Annotated in this window: 15 protein-coding genes; 9 read left to right on the top strand and 6 right to left on the bottom strand. The window is 44.2% G+C overall.

Translation table 11 applies throughout. The annotated features are described in order from the left end of the window. Positions 1 to 3 precede the first annotated feature (3 nt). The 4 genes from BQ5591_RS16240 to BQ5591_RS16225 all read left to right on the top strand — a co-directional run bounded on the left by BQ5591_RS16240 (position 4) and on the right by BQ5591_RS16225 (position 6816). Positions 4 to 1953: a RagB/SusD family nutrient uptake outer membrane protein gene (locus BQ5591_RS16240; RefSeq protein ID WP_071150106.1), complete on the top strand. Its 1950-nt coding sequence runs from the start codon at positions 4 to 6 to the stop codon at positions 1951 to 1953. Positions 1954 to 2146: 193 nt separating this feature from the next. Then, a complete protein-coding gene (locus BQ5591_RS16235) occupies positions 2147 to 3709 on the top strand; it encodes an arylsulfatase (RefSeq protein WP_235817137.1) in 1563 nt (520 codons plus the stop codon). 44 nt (positions 3710 to 3753) lie between these two features. Beyond that, the gene (locus BQ5591_RS16230; protein ID WP_071150784.1) at positions 3754 to 5136 is read left to right on the top strand and encodes an alpha-L-fucosidase; all 1383 of its coding nucleotides are present in this window, start codon (positions 3754 to 3756) and stop codon (positions 5134 to 5136) included. A gap of 123 nt (positions 5137 to 5259) precedes the next feature. After that, complete coding sequence (locus BQ5591_RS16225) at positions 5260 to 6816, top strand: sulfatase (RefSeq protein ID WP_071150104.1); 1557 nt, start codon at positions 5260 to 5262, stop codon at positions 6814 to 6816. A gap of 471 nt (positions 6817 to 7287) precedes the next feature. Here BQ5591_RS16225 and gap read toward each other — a convergent pair whose 3' ends face one another. Then, positions 7288 to 8298 carry a type I glyceraldehyde-3-phosphate dehydrogenase gene (gene gap / locus BQ5591_RS16220; protein ID WP_022162642.1) on the bottom strand — a complete coding sequence of 337 codons (1011 nt, stop codon included), beginning with the start codon at positions 8296 to 8298 and terminating at the stop codon, positions 7288 to 7290. Between the two features lie 141 nt (positions 8299 to 8439). Here gap and mscL point away from each other — a divergent pair, with 141 nt between their 5' ends. Continuing rightward, positions 8440 to 8889: a large-conductance mechanosensitive channel protein MscL gene (gene mscL, locus BQ5591_RS16215; RefSeq protein WP_022162641.1), complete on the top strand. Its 450-nt coding sequence runs from the start codon at positions 8440 to 8442 to the stop codon at positions 8887 to 8889. 163 nt (positions 8890 to 9052) lie between these two features. After that, entirely contained in the window at positions 9053 to 10606 is a 1554-nt protein-coding gene (gene guaA / locus BQ5591_RS16210) for a glutamine-hydrolyzing GMP synthase (RefSeq protein ID WP_071150103.1), read from the top strand. 140 nt (positions 10607 to 10746) lie between these two features. On the opposite strand, the gene BQ5591_RS16205 is transcribed toward guaA, so the two are convergent. Together BQ5591_RS16205 and BQ5591_RS16200 are read right to left on the bottom strand one after the other, a co-directional pair. Beyond that, the gene (locus BQ5591_RS16205; protein ID WP_071150102.1) at positions 10747 to 11418 is read right to left on the bottom strand and encodes a Crp/Fnr family transcriptional regulator; all 672 of its coding nucleotides are present in this window, start codon (positions 11416 to 11418) and stop codon (positions 10747 to 10749) included. A gap of 159 nt (positions 11419 to 11577) precedes the next feature. After that, entirely contained in the window at positions 11578 to 12291 is a 714-nt protein-coding gene (locus BQ5591_RS16200; protein ID WP_071150101.1) for a rhomboid family intramembrane serine protease, read from the bottom strand. 172 nt (positions 12292 to 12463) lie between these two features. On the opposite strand from BQ5591_RS16200, the gene BQ5591_RS16195 reads away from it, so the two are divergent. Genes BQ5591_RS16195 through BQ5591_RS16185 form a run of 3 tightly spaced genes read left to right on the top strand, consistent with a single transcriptional unit; the run spans position 12464 to position 17076 of the window. Then, positions 12464 to 14422 carry a glycogen debranching enzyme N-terminal domain-containing protein gene (locus BQ5591_RS16195; protein ID WP_071150100.1) on the top strand — a complete coding sequence of 653 codons (1959 nt, stop codon included), beginning with the start codon at positions 12464 to 12466 and terminating at the stop codon, positions 14420 to 14422. Next, positions 14419 to 15684 (top strand): glycosyltransferase family 4 protein, encoded by a 1266-nt coding sequence (locus BQ5591_RS16190; protein ID WP_071150099.1) that lies wholly within the window; start codon positions 14419 to 14421, stop codon positions 15682 to 15684. The genes BQ5591_RS16195 and BQ5591_RS16190 overlap by 4 nt, the downstream gene beginning before the upstream one ends. Before the next feature lie 21 nt (positions 15685 to 15705). Beyond that, on the top strand, positions 15706 to 17076 hold the full coding sequence (locus tag BQ5591_RS16185; protein WP_071150098.1) for a glycoside hydrolase family 57 protein: 1371 nt from the start codon (positions 15706 to 15708) through the stop codon (positions 17074 to 17076). A gap of 81 nt (positions 17077 to 17157) precedes the next feature. Here the strand turns inward: BQ5591_RS16185 and BQ5591_RS16180 are convergent, their stop codons facing one another. The 3 genes from BQ5591_RS16180 to BQ5591_RS16165 form a co-directional block, all read right to left on the bottom strand. Beyond that, positions 17158 to 18027, bottom strand: coding sequence for an IS982 family transposase (locus tag BQ5591_RS16180; RefSeq protein WP_071149575.1), 870 nt, complete (start codon positions 18025 to 18027; stop codon positions 17158 to 17160). A 617-nt stretch (positions 18028 to 18644) separates the two neighbouring features. Then, complete coding sequence (locus tag BQ5591_RS16170; RefSeq protein ID WP_071150096.1) at positions 18645 to 20219, bottom strand: BamH family beta-barrel-assembly machinery protein; 1575 nt, start codon at positions 20217 to 20219, stop codon at positions 18645 to 18647. 24 nt (positions 20220 to 20243) lie between these two features. Next, on the bottom strand, positions 20244 to 21068 hold the full coding sequence (locus tag BQ5591_RS16165) for a glycogen/starch synthase (protein ID WP_071150095.1): 825 nt from the start codon (positions 21066 to 21068) through the stop codon (positions 20244 to 20246). Positions 21069 to 21090: the final 22 nt, after the last annotated feature.

Genomic DNA, 21090 nt, shown 5'->3' with positions numbered 1-21090 from the left:
ATTATGAAATTGAAATATATATTCTTATTTTCTGCAGCCTTGCTGATGGGTACTTCCTGCGCAGACTTTTTGGATAAAACCCCTATTTCGGACAATGTGGACGGTAACTTCTTTACCGCCGAAAATCAGCTGGAACCGTATTGTAACAACATGTATGGTCTGCTGCCCGACCACGGTACGGGTACAGGTACCTTCGGATATTTTACGACAGATAACAATAGTGACGACATGACAGCTGTCGGCCAAGTGGACAACTTCCTGCCGCAGCGCGTTCAGGTACCTTCCAGCGGTAGCTATGGCAGTTTCAGTACCATTCGTACTTGCAATCTTTTCCTGCAGCGCACCGCCGAGAATCTTGAGAACGGTACGCTGAGCAATGATGGTAATGTGAAGCATTACATCGGCGAGATGTATTTTTTCCGTGCTTATGTTTACTTCAGCTTGTTGAAGACTTACGGCGACTTTCCCATCGTGACCGAGGTTTTGACCGACGGTGACTATGCTGCTAACGTGGAAGCCAACAAGCGTAAGCCTCGTAATGAGGTAGCCCGTTTCATCTTGTCAGATTTGGATAAAGCCATTGAGCGTCTGTTCCCCAAGTCAAATAGTTTTACAGCCCATCGTTTGAACCGTGAATGCGCCTTGTTGTTCAAGTCGCGTGTCGCTTTGTACGAAGCTACGTGGGAGAAGTACCATGCAGGTACGGCACGTGTTCCGGGCGGACCGGGATGGCCGGGTGATGCTGCCTCTTTCAATACCGATATGAATGCTGAAATCAAATTCTTCCTGGATCAGGCAATCGAATCAGCCAAATTGGTAGGTGATGAGTCAACTTTGATGGACGATTATGCCGGTTTGTACAACAAGACAGATCTTTCAAATCAACGTAGTGAAGTCCTGTTGTGGCGTATGTACAGTGAGGATGCCAAGGTACAGAATCAGGTGGTTGGAGCCACTCACGGTTATGGATCCATTAAAACGGAAGAAGGAACATTTGTCTTTGTCCATGGTGATGGTACTGGTTTTACTCGTTCACTGGTCGACAGCTATTTGATGAGCAATGGTTTGCCCATCTATGCTACAGGGTCCAATTATCAAGGTGACAAGAGTCTGGTGAGCACAATGACCGACCGCGATCTGCGTTTGGTGACTTCTGTTGGAAAGCCCGGTGATAAGATTATGACTTTCAACGGCGAGGATATCATGTTTCAACTTCCGGGCTTGACGGCTGCTGCCGGTGGTATCCGTGTGACCAGTACCGGTTATATTCCCCGCAAAGGTTGGATAGACAATGATGTAGTTTATAATAATGCATATCCTTTGGCTTTACCTATTTTCCGTGCTGCAGAGGCCTATCTGAACTATATTGAAGCTTATTACTTGAGATATAATACATTGGAGGATGCTACTCTTGACAAGTATTGGAAAGCTTTGCGCAGCCGTGCCGGTGTTGACACTGACTACAAGAAGACCATTGCTGCCACTGATTTGACAAAGGAAATCGACCTGGCACGCTATTCCGGTACTCAGCTTGTAGATGCTACGCTCTATAACATCCGTCGTGAACGTCGCAGCGAGTTCATTGCTGAAGGTATGCGTAAGGCAGATTTGTATCGTTGGCGTGCTTTGGACATGATGCAGAACTATTGGGTGGAAGGTATGAACTATTGGGATGAGTTCCATACTGAATTTGAAGCAGCATGTGAGGCTTGTAAACAGACATATACGGCACCCAATGATGCATCTGTCAGCAAGTATTTGCGTCCGCAGGGCAAGAACGATTATGTAATCAAGAATAATGGTTATTGCTTTGAAACGGCCAATTATTTGTCTCCGATTTCTTATGATGTATTTCGTCTGTCAACTCCCGAAGAAGGTGGAGATGTTTCGACGTCCGTAGTTTATCAGAATCCAGGTTGGCCTATTGAAGCCGGTGCTTATGCCATTCAGTAAAAACAGATTTTTTTGAATAATTTATAAGTTAGGTGTACCAGGGATTAAAGCTTATTTTTTATTTTTGGTACACCTTTTTTGATATAAATATTTCTATTTGTGCTTGCTTAAACTTGCCCTTATTAAGGGTTGAGAAATATTAGGTGTAAGTAACTTTGATTTCTCTTAAAGTATAGTTGTTATGAATAGGTTTATGTATGTTTCTTGCGCATTTTCTTTGTGTGCAGCTTCTATAACGGCTCAGTCGAATTCTTCTCCCAATATAGTGTTGATTCTTTGTGATGATATGGGATTTTCGGACATCGGATGTTACGGGAGTGAGATACAGACTCCTCATTTGGACAGTCTGGCGCGTGAAGGTGTGCGCTTCACTCAGTTCAAGAATACGGGAAGAAGTTGTCCCACCCGTGCTTCCTTGCTGACCGGACGTTACCAGCATCAGGTCGGTATGGGATGGATGACGGCAGTGGATGAACACCGTCCCGGATACAGAGGGCAGATAGCGAAAGAATATCCCACCGTTGCAGAAGTGATGAAGGCCAACGGATATGGAACTTATATGTGCGGAAAGTGGCATGTGACGGTAGACGGTGCCTTTTATACGCCCAATGGAAGCTTCCCGGTTCAGCGGGGATTCGATCGTTATTATGGTTGTCTGACGGGTGGGGGAAGTTATTACAAACCCAAACCGCTCTACAATGATATGACGCTGGTGCCGGAGTATCCGGATGATTATTATTATACGACGGCTTTATCGGATTCGGCTGCAAGTTTTGTGAGCAGGCATCGGGCAGACGTGCCGATGTTCCTGTATGTCGCCTACTATGCACCGCACCTTCCGCTTCAGGCACCGGCCGATAGGGTGGAGAAGTGCAGAGACCGTTATAAGGTGGGCTATGACGTATTGCGGAAACAACGGTTTGAAAAGCAGAAAGCCATGGGACTTGTGCCGTCGGACATGGAACTGCCGGTTTACAACAAGGAATTCAGAGGCAAGCGTCCCGCGTGGGAAGATTTGACGGAAGAACAACGGCAGAAATGGATTGAAGACATGGCTACCTATGCAGCCATGATTGAGATTATGGACGATGGAATAGGGCGGATTATTGATGCTTTCCGTGAAAAGGGGAATCTGGATAATACTGTCTTTATGTTCCTGAGCGACAACGGTTCCACACTGGAAGGCGGCTATCTGGGGCAACTGATGGCAGATTTGTCCAACACGCCTTACCGCAGTTACAAGCAGTGGTGCTATCAGGGAGGTACCAGTACGCCCTTTATCCTGGCCTATGGCGATGCTGCTAGGAACAAGGTGAAAGGCGGATATTGCAATCAGCCGGCTCATGTCATCGACCTGCTGCCTACTTGCGTCGACCTGGCTTCGGGCGTTTATCCGTCCGGGAAGTTCGGACATGCCGACCTGCCCGGCATAAGCCTGTTGCCGGCCATAAAGAACGGTGAGTTGCAGAAACGTACTTTATATTTTGAGCATCAGAGCTCTTGTGCCGTCATTTCGGATAACTGGAAGCTGGTGCGCAATGACCGGAATTCTCCCTGGGAATTGATAAATCTGGATACAGACCCGTTTGAACAGGAGGATTTGTCTGCCCGCTATCCGGAGAAAGTGAAGACACTGGAAGGCGAGTGGAATGCTTGGGCTGAAAGCCATAAGGTGTTTCCGCTGGAGGACAAGCCTTGGCATGAAAGAATCAAGTATTACAAGGAACTGAATGAAGACCAAAGCGGCAAAGAATAATAGGTATGAGTAAATATATAGATTTGATAGAAAAAAGAATGATTATGAAAAGAATTATAGGTTTGTTTAGTAGCTTGTTGTTGGTCTTGTCAGTCCATTCGCAGACAAATCCTCAACCTGTGCCTGCCCCTCACCAGTTGAAGTGGCATGAAGCGGAGATGGGTGTCGTGTTCCATTATGACCTGCATGTGTTCGACGGACTGGTATATGGACAGGGCAACAACCGCATCAATCCCATAGAGGATTATAATATCTTCAATCCTACCCAACTAGATACGGACCAGTGGATTGAGGCGGCCAAGGCAGCCGGCGCCAAGTTTGCTGTGTTGACCGCTACCCATGAGACTGGATTTGGTTTGTGGCAGAGTGATGTGAATCCTTACTGTCTGAAGGCTGTGAAATGGCGCGACGGCAAAGGCGACGTAGTACGTGACTTTGTGAATTCCTGCCGTAAGTACGGCATTCAGCCGGGTATCTACATCGGTATTCGTTGGAATTCATTGTTGGGCATCCATAATTTCAAGGCGGAAGGCGACGGAGAGTTTGCCCGTAACCGCCAGGCATGGTACAAGCGCCTTTGCGAGAAGATGGTGACGGAATTGTGTACCCGTTATGGCGACTTGTTCATGATTTGGTTTGATGGAGGAGCCGACGATCCGAAAGGATTGGGGCCCGATGTGGAACCTATTGTGGCCAAGTATCAGCCGGAATGTCTGTTCTACCATAATGTGAACCGTGCGGATTTCCGTTGGGGAGGTTCGGAGAGTGGGACGGTAGGTTATCCCTGCTGGTCTGCTTTCCCTTATCCCTACAGTCACAGCAATGCGAACGAAGGTGTAAGAAATCATAATGAACTGCTGGCACATGGTGACGAAAACGGCGCATATTGGGTGCCTGCCATGGCTGATACCCCTCTGCGCGGCTACAACGGCCGTCACGAATGGTTCTGGGAACCGGGTGATGACGACAAGGCCGTCTATCCGCTGGAGAACCTGATGGACATGTATGAGAAGTCGGTGGGACGTAATGCCACCCTGATTGTAGGCCTTACACCCAATCCGGACGGCTTGCTGCCCGAAGGCGATGTGAAGCGGTTGAAAGAATGGGGGGAGGAGATAGACCGCCGCTTCGGTACGCCGCTGGTACAAACTTCTGGTAAGGCCAAAAAACTTTTGCTGAATTTGAAGGACAGTCAGACGGCTAACTATTATATCTTGCAGGAAGATATCAGCCAAGGGGAACGCATCCGTGCCTATCGGGTGGAAGCCCGAGTTGGCGGGAAGTGGGTAACTGTGGCCAAGGGTACTTCGGTGGGACACAAACGCATCGAGAGCTTCGAGCCGGTGGAGGCTTCTGCCTTCCGTTTGGTGGTGGAGCAGTGTACCGACACTCCGCAAATCAGGGATTTCAGTATCTATTCTAATTGAACGGAACTGGCAGGCGGTCAGTGGCAGACTGTCATTCCGCATGGATGCTGACTGCACCTGTTCACCGCTAACTGTTGGCGACCAGTCACAAAAGATTACTAACCTTTAATCACTATATAAATTATGAACAGATTCTTGTTGACAGCATTTTCTCTGACCCCTTTGGCTCCTGTGGTAAACGGATGGGGGACAACAGGGAACCGGACGGCAGAAAAACAGAAACGCCCCAACATCATCCTGTTTATGGTGGACGATATGGGATGGCAAGACACTTCTTTGCCTTTCTGGACACAAAAGACACACTACAACGAGGCGTACGAAACACCGAACATGGAACGGCTTGCCAAACAGGGGATGATGTTTACGCAGGCATACGCTTGTAATATCAGTTCGGCTACCCGTTGCAGCTTGATTACGGGCGCCAACAATGCCCGTCACCGGGTGACTAACTGGACATTGGAACGTGACAAGCAGACCGACCGCAAGAGTGAGACGGTGGAATTGCCCGATTGGAACTATAACGGTGTCAGTCAGGTGGAAGGGGTGAATAATACTTACGTAGGCACCTCCTTTGTGGAACTGCTCCGCCAGAGTGGTTATCACACCATTCATTGCGGCAAGGCACATTGGGGGTCCATTGACACTCCGGGAGAGAATCCTACCCATTGGGGATTCGAGGTGAACATCGCCGGTCATGCCGCCGGAGGACTGGCCACTTACCTGAGCGAACGGAACTACGGACATACGCGCGACGGCAAGGCCTATTCGCTGATGTCCATTCCCGGACTGGAGAATTACTGGGGTACGGGTGTCTTTGCTACCGAAGCCCTGACGCGTGAAGCCATCAAGGCGTTGGACAAGGCCAAGAAGTATAACCAGCCATTCTATTTGTACATGTCCCATTATGCCATCCATATCCCTATTGACAAGGATATGCGTTTTTTCCCAAAATACGTCCGTAAGGGACTGACGGACAAGGAAGCCGCATACGCTTCGCTTATTGAGGGAATGGACAAAAGTCTGGGTGACCTGATGGACTGGCTGGAGAAGAACGGCGAGGCAGACAATACTGTCGTCATCTTTATGAGCGATAACGGTGGTTTGGCTGCTGAACCGGAATGGAGAGACGGTGAAATACATACGCAGAACTATCCGTTGAACAGCGGTAAAGGTTCTTTGTATGAAGGCGGCATCCGCGAGCCGATGATTGTTAGCTGGCCGGGTGTGGTGAAGCCCGATACACGTTGCGACAAGTACCTCATGATTGAAGACTTTTATCCGACCCTGCTCGAAATGGCCGGAGTAAAGGACTACAAGACAGTTGCTCCGCTGGACGGTGTCAGCTTCATGCCCTTGCTGAAAGGAACGGGCGACCCCTCGAAAGGCCGTGCATTGGTATGGAATTTCCCCAATATCTGGGGTAACGATGGACCGGGCATCAATTTGGACTGTGCCATCCGCAAGGATGACTGGAAGTTGGTTTACTATTATGAAACGGGTAAGAAGGAATTGTTCAACATTCCCGAAGACATCGGTGAGAAGAACGACGTGGCTGCTCAGCATCCCGACATCGTACGCCGTCTGTCCAAGGAACTGGGTGAGTATCTGCGCAAGGTCGATGCCCAGCGTCCTACCTTTAAGAATAGTGGGGAACCTTGTCCGTGGCCGGACGAGCTGTAAGGAAAGGAGTCTTTCCTTGGGGCGTAAGACAGCTGAAATATACACCGGAGCTTGTATGTCGGCTTAACGTAATGTAACCCATCCGGAATCTTTCGTATTTTTTTTGAATGCCTGATATTTGCTCATTCAGAATAGTATGTAAGATTTCGGATGGGTTTTATTATGATTGTGTTTGAAGCGGTAGGTTGGAATGTATGGTGCTCTGAAACAGCTCTGGGCAATAAAGGAGATACGATTTTTTTCCCGAATAACTTATGCCGCATGAGTGCACTGCCTACTGCACTGCGAGTGCACTTACTATTGCACTGTGAGTGCAGTAACTGTTGCACTATAAAGCTCTAGTTGTTCCGTTTTTACGCGTTCATTTTTCGGTAATTATAGGAGAATGTCGGGCAAAGAAGAAGAGTTTTTGGAAAAAAAATAGGCGACTTCCGAAGAAGTCGCCTACATATTGATGTTTTTTACTGTCAATTAGCAGTTTACAGATGCCATGTGAGCGATCAGATCGAGAACTTTGTTAGAGTAACCGATTTCGTTGTCGTACCAAGATACAACCTTAACGAAAGTATCAGTCAAAGCGATACCAGCCTTAGCATCGAAGATAGAAGTGTGAGTGTCACCCAAGAAGTCAGAAGAAACAACTGCATCTTCAGTGTAACCCAGGATACCCTTCAGTTCGCCTTCAGAAGCTTCCTTCATAGCAGCGCAGATTTCAGCGTAAGTAGCAGGCTTAGCCAAGTTTACAGTCAAGTCAACTACAGATACATCCAAAGTCGGAACACGCATTGACATACCAGTCAGTTTGCCGTTCAGAGTCGGGATAACTTTACCTACAGCCTTAGCAGCACCAGTAGAAGACGGGATGATGTTGCCAGAAGCAGCACGACCACCTCTCCAATCCTTCATAGAAGGACCGTCAACAGTCTTTTGAGTAGCAGTTGTAGAGTGAACTGTAGTCATCAAACCATCAGTGATACCCCATTTGTCGTTCAGAACCTTAGCGATAGGAGCCAAACAGTTAGTAGTACAAGAAGCGTTAGATACGAATTGAGTACCTTTAACGTAAGTCTTTTCGTTAACACCGCATACGAACATCGGAGTGTCATCCTTAGAAGGAGCAGACATAACTACATATTTTGCACCAGCTTCGATGTGAGCTTGAGCTTTTTCTTTAGTCAGGAACAGACCTGTAGATTCTACTACGTATTCAGCACCTACAGCATCCCATTTCAAGTCAGCAGGGTTCTTTTCAGCTGTAACGCGGATTTCTTTGCCGTTTACAATCAGCTTGCTGTTTTCAACATCAGCTTCGATTGTACCGTCAAATTGACCGTGCATTGTATCATACTTCAGCATGTAAGCCAAGTAATCTACCGGGCAAAGGTCGTTAATACCAACGATTTGGATATCGTTTCTTTTTTGAGCTGCGCGGAATACGAAACGTCCGATACGTCCGAATCCATTAATACCTACTTTAATCATTTTGTTTAAACTTTTAAGGGTTTTATAATGTTTAAAAATAAACTTTCGAGTTTATCCAGACAATTCTTTCCGAATTGCGGTGCAAAAGTAAGAAAATGTTTTTATATTCGTGCTTAAAATCATTATTAAATAATTCAAAAGATGAGAAAAAGTAAATTTTTGCAAGATTTTAAAGCATTTGCCATGAAGGGAAATGTGGTAGATATGGCTGTCGGTGTGATTATCGGTGGGGCATTTGGCAAAATTGTCTCTTCGTTGGTGGCAGATATCATTATGCCAGTTTTCGGTCTGTTGGTGGGAGGTGTAAACTTTACCGATTTGAAGTGGGTTATGAAACCTGCTTGTGTGGTGGACGGGAAAGAGATTGCTGCGGTGACTTTGAATTATGGAAACTTCCTGCAGATGACCTTTGATTTCTTGATTATCGCTTTCTCCATATTCCTTTTTATTAAGTTGATTACACGTATTACTGCTAAACGGAAGGCAGCGGCCGATGCTGTTCCACCGGCACCTCCTGTTCCTTCGAAAGAAGAGATACTGCTGACTGAAATCCGCGACTTATTGAAAGAACAGAGCCAGGCAAACCGATAAAAACCGGTAAGAGCCAGCTTTTACAGCTGATAGTGCTTTGCTTGAAAGCCTGTTTTCGATGAATGTCTGATTCCTTTTTATCATTTTTGCTTCTAAAATAGAACGTATTCGATGGCTTTTTGCTAAATTTGCCAATTATTTATAAAACCATTATTGACATTATATGCAAGAGAAGATTATCATTCTTGATTTCGGTTCGCAGACTACGCAGCTCATCGGACGCCGCTTACGCGAACTGAACGTCTATTGCGAAATTGTGCCTTATAACAAGTTTCCGCACGACGATGAAAGCGTGAAGGGAGTAATCCTGTCGGGAAGTCCCTTTTCTGTGTACGACGAAAACGCCTTTAAGGTGGATCTGACTGGTATTCGTGGTAAGTATCCTATTTTGGGTATTTGTTACGGTGCACAGTTCATTTCTTATACGAATGGCGGAAAGGTAGAACCAGCTGGTAGCCGTGAGTATGGACGTGCTCATTTGCAGACGTTCGAAAAAGATAACCTGCTTTTCCACGGCGTGCGCGATAATTCACAAGTGTGGATGAGTCATGGCGATACCATCACAGCTATTCCTGACAATTTTAAAGTTATTGCTTCGACAGACAAGGTGCGCATTGCTGCTTACCAGGCCGAGGGCGAACAAATGTGGGGAGTACAGTTCCATCCCGAAGTGTTCCATAGCGAAGACGGAACTCAGATGCTGAGAAATTTCGTAGTCGAAGCTTGCGGTTGCCATCAGACGTGGAGCCCTGCTTCGTTTGTAGATACAACTGTAGCAGAATTGAAGGAACAGCTGGGCAATGATCGTGTTATTTTGGGCTTAAGCGGCGGAGTTGATTCTTCGGTAGCGGCGGTATTGCTGAACCGTGCCATTGGCAAGAACCTGACTTGTATTTTTGTGGATCATGGTTTGCTTCGTAAGAATGAGTTCCAGAATGTGATGCACGATTACGAATGCCTTGGCCTGAATGTGATTGGTGTGGATGCCAGTGACAAGTTCTTCAAAGATTTGGAAGGAGTAACTGATCCGGAGCAGAAGCGTAAGATTATAGGTCGCGATTTTGTGGAAGTGTTCAATGCCGAAGCTCATAAGATTACCGATGCCCGTTGGTTGGCACAAGGAACGATTTATCCTGACCGTATCGAAAGTCTGAATATTACAGGTAAGGTTATCAAGAGTCACCATAATGTGGGTGGTTTGCCTAAGGAAATGAATTTGCAACTTTGCGAACCGTTGAAGTGGCTGTTTAAAGATGAAGTACGTCGGGTTGGTCGTGAATTGGGTATTCCTGAACACCTGATAGGACGTCATCCCTTCCCGGGACCGGGATTGGCAGTACGTATTCTGGGCGATATCACACGTGAGAAAGTACGTATCTTGCAGGATGCTGATGATATTTTTATTCGCGGCTTGTGGGATTGGAAAGTGAAAGATGCCGACGGAGACGAAACGTGCCTCTATCATCAGGTATGGCAGGCAGGCGTTATCTTGCTTCCTGTTCAATCGGTGGGTGTGATGGGCGACGAACGGACTTATGAACGTGCCGTAGCTTTGCGTGCCGTGACTTCGACCGATGCGATGACTGCCGATTGGGCGCATCTGCCTTATGAGTTCTTGGGAAAGGTTTCCAATGATATTATAAATAAGGTGAAAGGCGTAAATCGAGTAACCTACGATATTTCTTCCAAACCACCTTCGACTATCGAGTGGGAATAAGGAAGCCGTTTTTCCAGAGTTTTTCTTTCCACTTTTAATCCCGTTCTTCTGGCAGATAATTTCTTTATTGAAATGTGAATGCAGCTTGAAGGGAATGAGGATGGGAAGAAAAACTCTTTTTTTTATCTCAGCTTTGCTTTTTATTGACGCGAGTTAGCTAATAAAGTTGCATCAGGAATAAAAATCTCTCCTCGGTGCAATTCAACCAGTCCTTTTTCCTGCATGCTATTTAATGTTTTTGATACGCTGATTCGAGTGTCGTTTGTGATCCGTGCCAGTTCTTCCATCTTGATTTTAAGGGTTTTTTCTCCATACGGACGCTCTATATGATTAAGTATAAAATCAATGATGCGTATTTCAAGACTGGCTCCTACAGGACTCCATAAGCGTTTATGCAGAATTTGATAACGGTTGCTGAGGATGTTCATGTAGTTCAGTCGGAAAATATCATATTTGAACAAGTTGTTCATTACAAAGCTTTTGCTGATATTAACCGTATGTGCAACAGTGCGCGCAGTGTAGGTCGATATATAATTCGTGGTCATTCCGAACATTGAGTAGGGCTCAATTAGGCAAGGAGCCTGAATGACTTCAATGAGACTGTACGAACCTTCTACTATGGTGGAAGAGGTTATTTCGCCGTTTAGTACAAAGACCAACTGATCACATGGGGTACCGGCGTTGATGAAAACTTCTCCAGTTTTGTGCTTAATAAAATGCAGTCGGACTTTTTCCAATATACAGGTGAAATCTTCTTGGGCCAGACCTTGAAAGAGTGGAAGCTGCAATAAAGTATCGAACATTGTATCCATAATGTTTTCCTCTTCGTATTTTCATGGCAAAGTTAGATATAATCGATATGTGTTGTAAAAAGATTGTACCTCTTTTTGTTTTTTTATTGTTTCTTAAGCGTGCTATTCATTCAGAGTTTTAGGTCTGTTGTGGCTACTTTTGCAACTTATCGCAGGCTTTTAAAGAGAGATGTATGTTGATGCTGTTGGATGAACGCTGCTGTCTTGGGTAAGACTTTCGTCTGACGGATCAGTGTTTTCTTCGCTGGATTCTTCTTCATTTTCAGTATCGGAATCTTCTTCCTCATCATCAAATGGGTCGGGGCGTTGAGGACCACGTTTCATAAAGATGATGGCACAAAGCGTGCCGGCAATGGCGCCGCTAAGATGTCCTTCCCAGGAAGTAGATGCTTTGGCAAATTGTGGAAACATATTCCATACCAGTCCGCCATAAAGGAATGTCACCAGTAGCGAAATGGCAATGAGTGGTACGTATTTTCGTAGCAGTCCACTGAAGAAAAGAAAAAATGCCAGTCCGTAGATTATACCGCTGCAACCGATGTGCCAACCTGGTTTCCCAATGCAAAAAGTCAATATGCCACAACAGATCCAGATGAGAAATAGAATGTAGGGCGCAATTTGCCGGTAAAAATAGAACAGGCACCATGAAAGAAAGAAAAAAGGCAGGGTGTTGGCAAACAAATGTTTGAAGCTGCTATGCACCAGTGGATGTGCGAAAACGCCGAACACGCCTCTTTGCTGCATTGGATATATGCCTAGCTTTGTGAACTCCCAATCCATGCCAACCTCCAATATTTTTAATATATACATAATAAATAGGATGAACAATGGAACGGCTGTGGCTAACGCCATTCTACGTATATCAGGTTTCATATTTCACAGATTTTTCTTTATTTTCTACAATACTACTGATTATTTGGGTAAAAACCGAAAAAAATCGGACTTTTTATTTTGTTTATAGGCATTAATTTGTACTTTTGGCACAGCTACACGTTGTGTAGCGGTGTTTGGCCTGAATAATTAACCTTTAAATAATAGCACAACTATGAGTTATTTACGATTTGACAAGACCCTGATGATTAACCTGCAAGAATCTTTGCCAAGGGAGATTTTGCGGTCAAATAAATCGGGCGCTTATCATTGTACAACTATTGTAGATTGTAACACACGCAAATATCATGGACTGTTGGTGATTCCTGTCCCCAACTTAGACGATGAAAATCATGTGCTGCTATCTTCTTTGGATGAAACGGTAATTCAGCATGGTGCAGAGTTTAACCTGGGTTTGCATAAATATCAAGGCAATCACTACAGTCCGAATGGCCATAAGTACATTCGTGAGTTTGATTGTGAGCATATCCCGGCAACTACTTACCGTGTAGGAGGCGTTATCCTCCGTAAAGAAAAGATTTTTGTACATCATGAGAACCGGATTCTGATCCGTTACACCTTGGTTGATGCCCACTCGGCAACTACTCTTCGTTTTCGACCCTTCCTGGCATTCCGCAGTGTGCGCGAATATACCCATGAGAATGCTCAGGCAAGTCGCGATTATCAGCTTGTAGAAAATGGAATAAAGACTTGCATGTATCCAGGATATCCTGAATTATTCATGCAGTTGAATAAGAAAAACGAATTCCATTTTCAGCCAGACTGGTATCGTGGAATTGAGTATGCCAAAGAGCAGGAACGCGGTTACGATTTTAATGAAGATTTGTATGTTCCCGGGTATTTTGAAGTGGATATCAAGAAGGGGGAAAGTATTGTTTTCTCTGCTGGTATATCCGAAGTGTCGACTCGCAAGCTGAAGCAGACTTTTGAAGCAGAAGTTGCAGACCGTACTCCACGGGACAGCTTCTACCATTGTTTGGTAAATTCAGCACATCAGTTCCATAATAAGCAAGGTGATGAACATTATGTTCTGGCCGGTTATCCATGGTTCAAATGCCGTGCGCGCGATTTGTTTATTTCTTTGCCAGGCCTTACATTAGCGATTGGTGAACTTGATGAATTCGAGGATGTGATGCGGACTGCTACAAAAGCTATTTATGAATTCATGAATGGCGAACCACGTACCTACAAAATTTATGAGATGGAGCATCCGGACATTCTGCTGTGGGCTGTGTGGACGCTGCAACAATATGCTAAAGCTACTTCGCGCGAGCAATGCCGTGAAAAATACGGTAATTTGTTAGAGGATATAATGGCTTATATCCGTGGAAGAAAACATGATAACCTCTTTTTGCATGATAACGGGTTGCTTTATACTAACGGAACTGAAAAGGCGGTAACATGGATGAACTCTACAGCCAATGGACGTCCTGTAGTTCCGAGAACAGGGTATGTAGTTGAAATTAATGCTCTGTGGTATAATGCACTTCGTTTTGTAGCTGATATGTCGCGCGAAGGAGGAAATACTGCTCTTGCTGATGAACTGGACATGCAGGCTGAGACTGCAGGAAAATCATTTGTAAGTGTATTCCGTAACGAATACGGATACCTTTTCGATTATGTGGATGGTTATATGATGGATTGGAGTGTCCGTCCCAACATGATCTTTACTGTAGCATTCGACTACTCTCCGTTGGACCGTTCGCAGAAGAAGCAAGTTCTGGATATTGTAACAAAAGAATTGCTTACTCCCAAAGGCTTGCGTACTCTTAGTCCGAAGAGCGGTGGATACAATCCTTATTATGTAGGTCCACAGATTCAACGCGATTATGCTTATCATCAGGGAAGTGCGTGGCCGTGGCTGATGGGTTTCTATATGGAGGCTTATTTGCGTATCTATAAAATGAGCGGAATCTCATTTGTAGAGCGTTACCTGATTGGTATGGAAGACGAAATGACCTGTCACTGCATCGGAACTTTGCCGGAACTGTTTGACGGGAATCCTCCTTTTACAGGACGTGGCGCTGTGTCGTTTGCAATGAATGTGGCCGAAATTCTGAGAATATTGAAATTGTTGTCGAAATTAAAATTATATGAGGAGGAAAAAGGATGAGAGTATTAATGTTTGGTTGGGAATTTCCTCCCAAAATATATGGTGGCCTTGCTGTAGCTTCGTATGGTATAACGAAAGGCTTGAGTCTGCAGGGGGATATGGAAACGATTTTCTGTATGCCTAAACCTACCGGACAGGAAGAACAGTTTCTGAAAATTGTTGGAATGAATCAGGTGCCTATTGTATGGCGTGATTTTGATCATGACACGTTGAAGTCACGTTTGTATGGGCAGATGACACCTGAAGACTATTATGCATATCGGGATCATATTTATGCAGACTTTTCGTATATGCATGTGAACGATATGGGCTGTATGGAGTTTGCCGGAGGTTATCCGGGAAATCTGCATGAAGAAATTAATAATTTCTCTATTATAGCTGGTGTAGTAGCTCGTAAGGAGCAGTTCGACATTATTCATGCTCACGATTGGTTGACTTATCCGGCCGGTGTACATGCCAAGATGGTTAGTGGAAAACCATTGTGTATTCATGTACACGCTACTGATTTCGACCGTTCGCGCGGTAAGGTGAATCCTACGGTTTATTCCATTGAAAAGAACGGTATGGACTATGCAGATTGCATTATGTGTGTGTCTGAATTGACACGACGTACTGTTATCAACGAATATCATCAGGATCCGCGTAAGGTGTTTGCCATGCACAATGCTGTATATCCGCTTTCTCAAGAGTATCAGGATATTCCTCGTCCGGAACATACCAAAGAAAAGGTTGTGACTTTCTTAGGGCGTATTACCATGCAGAAAGGACCGGAATATTTTGTTGAGGCGGCAGCTATGGTTTTGCGGCGTACCCGTAACATCCGGTTTGTGATGGCAGGTTCGGGCGATATGCTGAATGCGATGATTAATTTAGTGGCTGAGCGTGGTATTGCTGACCGTTTCCATTTCCCGGGTTTTATGAAAGGGAAGCAGGTATATGAAGTGTATAAGGATAGCGATGTGTTTGTGATGCCTTCGGTTTCCGAGCCTTTTGGTATAGCCCCGTTGGAAGCGATGCAGTGTGGTACGCCTTCTATCATATCCAAACAGTCGGGATGCGGTGAAATTCTCAATAATGTTATCAAGGTTGACTATTGGGATATTCATGCAATGGCTGACGCTATTTATGCCATTTGTAACTATCCTTCGCTTTTCCATTATTTGCAGGAAGAAGGAAAGAAGGAAGTGGATGGAATTACTTGGGAGAAAGTGGGCCTGAGAATCCGTGCCCTTTACGAGGATGTGTTAAGAAACTATAGGTAAACACTAAAACAATATTTAGAAATGAGAACAATCTGTCTTTATTTTGAAATACATCAAATTATTCATCTGAAACGTTATCGTTTCTTTGATATAGGCAATGATCATTATTATTATGATGATTACGCCAATGAAACCAGCATTAATGAAGTAGCTGAACGTTCGTATATCCCGGCTTTGAATGCGCTTATCGAGATGGCCAAGAATTCCGGTGGAACATTCAAGGTTGCACTTTCTATTTCGGGCGTAGCATTGGAACAATTGGAAATTCATGCTCCGGCTGTTATCGACTTATTGCATCAGTTGAATGAAACTGGCTGTTGTGAGTTCCTGGCAGAGCCTTATTCTCATGGCCTTTCTTCGTTGGCCAATGAAGATTGCTTCAAAGAGGAAGTTATGCGCCAGAGTGCCAAGATGAAACAAATGTTTGGTAAGGAACCTAAGGTATTCCGCAATTCAAGTTTGATCTATAATGATGAAATAGGTGCTATGGTAGCCAGCATGGGATTCAAGGGAATGCTGACCGAAGGTGCTAAATACATCCTGGGTTGGAAGAGTCCGCATTATGTATATCATTGCAACATGAATCCTAACTTGAAGTTGCTGTTGCGCGACTATAAGTTGTCCGATGACATCAGTTTGCGCTTCTCCAATTCAGAGTGGAATGAATATCCGTTGTTTGCAGATAAATATATTGGTTGGATTGATTCGCTGCCACAGGAAGAACAGGTAATCAACATCTTTATGGAGCTTTGTGCATTGGGTATGTCGCAACCGTTGTCTTCCAATATATTGGAATTCTTGAAGGCATTGCCGGCTTATGCAAAGGAAAAAGGCATTACTTTCTCTACACCGATCGAAATCGTCACCAAGCTGAAGTCTGTATCTCAGCTTGACGTACCTTATCCGATGTCTTGGGTAGATGAGGAAAGAGATACAAGCTGCTGGTTGGGTAATGCTATGCAACGTGAAGCCTTTAATAAACTGTATAGTGTGGCAGAGCGTGTACATCTTTGCGATGATCGCCGTATAAAGCAGGATTGGGATTACTTGCAGGCAAGTAACAACTTCCGTTTTATGACAACTAAAAACAGTGGTGTGGGGCTGAATCGAGGCATTTATGAGTCGCCATACGATGCTTTTACCAATTATATGAATATTCTGGGTGACTTCATCAAACGTGTAGATTCTCTTTATCCTGTAGATATAGACAATGAAGAGCTGAATGCTTTGTTGACTACTATCAAGAATCAGGGAGATGAGATTGAGAAGCTGAATAAGGAGTTGGAAAAGGCACAGGCTAAATTAGCTAAATTGGCACCCGAAAAGAAAACAACTGCCAAGAAGGCTGCTACTACAGCTAAGACAGCCAAGAAGGTAAAGGAAAGCAAATAAACAAACGTACATTTCAATAATAAAGGCTGCTCGAAAGGGCAGCCTTTATTATTATATAAAAAACGTGAGTTCGATATAAAATCAAAAAAAAGAAAGTTGTCTGTCATTGACAAAATTTATATCAATAGCTGGCTTCTTTTCAAAAAAGCAGTATGCTGCGATAGCCGACAAAGAGTTAGCTATAAAGTTATTGAATGAACGATGTCTGGAGTGCTCTATCTGTGCAATGTTCTTCAATTCGTCATTGACCGTTTCGATCAGGGCTCTTTTTCTGAGCAAGATCTTGTCGGCAATACTCATCAGTGAGTTCTTCATATTGTTCTTGACCTTGGTGACAAGTTGTATGCCATTAAGAAAAAGATTCTCGAACAGGGCCTGACCAATATATCCTTTGTCTGCACATAGTTTTCCTTTAATGTTCTTCAGGAACTTGCCCAGCTTCAAAGGCTCCCGGTCATCCACGTTTCCGGGAGTAAACATGAAATTGAGAATTTCCCCTTTGTCATTGATTATCAGATGCAACTTGAATCCGAAGAACCATCCCATTGAACATTTTCCACGCTCGGCAAGTCCTTCAAATGTCTTATGAATAAGGATTCTTTGGTTACGGCATACACGTAAGGGAGTGGAGTCCACAAAACTGATGCCGGTACAGGTTCCCAGCAGTACTTTTTTGATAAAGATGGTCAGGGGAAGTAGTACTTCCTTTTCCAATTCTACAAAACGGTTATAGGAAACTTGGCGCGGAAAAAGGTGTTTCAGATGTTTACAGACATACTCCTTGTAGTAATGCTTGAAACAGCGAAAACCACCGGAGTGAAACAGGATAAGAATAACCATAATCTCAGCATCACTCATACGGTTGGGTTTATTGCGATGCTTGGTCTTCTTATCATCAATCATATATTTTTCCTGTTGAAATGTAAATTCCTTGCAAAAATCATCGGCCATACAATAAATCTCTGTAACNGATGCCGGTACAGGTTCCCAGCAGTACTTTTTTGATAAAGATGGTCAGGGGAAGTAGTACTTCCTTTTCCAATTCTACAAAACGGTTATAGGAAACTTGGCGCGGAAAAAGGTGTTTCAGATGTTTACAGACATACTCCTTGTAGTAATGCTTGAAACAGCGAAAACCACCGGAGTGAAACAGGATAAGAATAACCATAATCTCAGCATCACTCATACGGTTGGGTTTATTGCGATGCTTGGTCTTCTTATCATCAATCATATATTTTTCCTGTTGAAATGTAAATTCCTTGCAAAAATCATCGGCCATACAATAAATCTCTGTAACTTTAGACTCTGGAAACATAGTGATAATCGTTTAAATGTTATAATTGTTCACTATAAATTTAATACTTTTATCGCTATGTTCCTAATTTTCAGTGAAATATTTATTTGCTTATATCGAACTCACGTTAACTACGCTCTTATCGCTGATAAAGAAAAGAGGGTGAATCGCGTATTACGACACACCCTCTTATTATTATATAAAAAAATAAACGGATACTTGTGAAGAGATAGTTGACAAGTACCCGTTTATTTCTTGTATAACTTGTTTGCTTTTATTTCTTGAAAGTCGTGTATGTTACTTCCAGTTTCAACTTGTCGCCGGTCGTTCCACCTTTAAGTTTGGCATAGCTGGGTTTTAGATCGTTCTGTATACCTATTAAAGTGGTTTTATTGGTATCGTATGACGCTGAAACCGGAATTAACCAGACTTTATCCCAATCAGGGTTCTCGGCAGTCCACTTGGCTTCCCATTCGGCTTCGTTCCAGTTGCTTCCAGCTTCCTTTTGTGCTTCGGCTTTCGCTGTATTTTTGATGCCGATGCACGATGTTACCAGGCGTGCAATATTGCTGAATGTGTATTGGTTGGTTGCAATATTGTTGTGAGCAACGGTGTACGATGTAATATTATCCGGTAACTGATTTTCTGTGAAGAATTTCTTGTAATCGGATTTGCGTATCAGCAATACGTTGTCGGGCGCACTCATGCTGAACTCGTAATTATCATTTTGGTGATAATTGGTAAAGGTCAGTTTAACGGCATTCAGTGTGTCGTTGGCAAGTTCCTTGTAAATTTCGTCGTAGGGCAGAACAGCTTCAGTGAAGATTCCGGCTGGCGATTTGATGTATGTCCAGTCTGTTTCCTGCAAGCGTTCCTGTAATTTGTCTGAATTGGTGAACTTGTTTGCCTGAACAACCTCTTTGGTCGAAGCGAAAACGGTAGCAGTACTATAATATAAAGAGTCTTCGCCTGCTTTTCCATTTTCATCATCAGACTTTTTCTTCAGGGCAAGTCCGGTCTCTTCGTCTACATAGTGGAAACGGAATTGCATCTGTAAGTCCACACGGTCGATATAAAGGATTGTGCCATCGCCGTAATCGCTTTTGGCATATATACCTTTAAAGATGTTGTTGATGAAGTTTTCGGCATTCTTGAAATAATCGTTTTTGCCTTCCTGGTATTCCCGGTTCAGTTTCAGAATCCTGTTGCCATACTGTTCTTTGTCGAGACGGAAAGCAACGTAAGGATAATAAATGGGATTACCATATGAGTCTGTTGCATTTCTTACAGAGTCGGGAATCGTTGCGTCGTAAGCACTGTATGCTTTTCTGCCAAGCAATTTGTTGGGGTCGTAATACTTGGTAATGTCGAAATCGGTATAACGGTAATTGTCGGCTGTCTTGCGGTCGTTCAGCCATTCGTCATTCAGCTCGTAAACGCTCATGCGGCAAGCATTCAGCGAATCGCCAAACCAACTTTTGTAGTATAGTACCAAGCTTACGGATACTACCGTGTCACCAGCCATCATACCGGTTCCGCTTGTTCCGTCTGCGCTTTCTTTGTATACGGCAGGGAATATATAGTCGTCTGTACAATTCAGCTCGCTTAGGAAGCTGGATTCATAATATCCGAAATCGGGGTCCGTGAATCGGCCGATATATCCGGTGCTTGTTTTAGAAAAAACTTGCTCTGCTTCAACTGAATAAGTTGTTACATCAAATGAAGCAGTGTGGGCTGACAAACCGTCTGAGTCGGGTAGCATTCCCATTCCCAGTGTTCCGGTGTTGTCGTCGCATCCGAAGATGCTTAACAGTGCCAATGACAGGATTCCTATATACTTGGCTTTCATAAATTTAGTGTCTTGGATTTGCTTTTATTGTTGTTCAGTTTCCCATACTTTGTCGTAGAAGTCGTTGCAGGCGTCGGCAAAATTGTCGGGCGACTGATAGTCTAATACCAGTTTTCCGGCCTGCCGTGCGTATTCCATTACTTCTTCGTTGACGTGCTCGCTTTGCTGGACAACGCCGTCGGAGAAGTCGACAGCCAGCTTGCAGAGCGTAGCATAGTCTATTGGGCTTTTCAGGTGTGCCACATCTTTTTTAGCAATGCCTTTCAGCAACAGCTTGTTGGGATAGTCTGGGTGGAAAGGTTGCTTGAAGTCGTCGCCGTATAACGAGAATACTACTTTGGCATTTCTGAAAGAAGGTTCGTCCTTGTAGGCCTTCTTTATATAAAGAGGAGCCAAAGCGGTCATCCATCCGTGACAATGAATGATGTCCGGACACCAGCGCAGTTTTTTGACGGTTTCCAGTACGCCACGGGCATAGAATATGGTACGAGCATCGTTGTCCTCGTATTCATTTCCGTTTTCGTCAGTGATTTGCAGGCGATTCTGGAAGTAATCGTCATTATCGATAAAGTATACTTGCATACGTGCAGCCTGTATGGATGCTACCTTGATGATAAGCGGATGGTCCGTGTCATCAATGATCAGATTCATACCGGAAAGGCGTATCACTTCGTGCAGCTGGTTTCTGCGTTCGTTGATATTTCCCCATTTGGGCATGAAAGTTCGTATTTCTCTGCCTTTTTCCTGGATGGCTTGCGGTAAGTGTCTGCCTACAAGAGACATCTCGGTCTCTGAAACGTATGGAGTGATTTCTTGTGTTATAAATAAAACCTTGTTCGCCTTTGTCATAATAATAACAATGTTCTCGATT

The sequence above is a fragment of the Bacteroides ndongoniae genome (genome assembly GCF_900108345.1).
In the GTDB taxonomy this organism is placed as follows: Bacteria; Bacteroidota; Bacteroidia; order Bacteroidales; family Bacteroidaceae; genus Bacteroides; species Bacteroides ndongoniae.
This window is presented reverse-complemented; position numbering and strand designations above follow the sequence as displayed.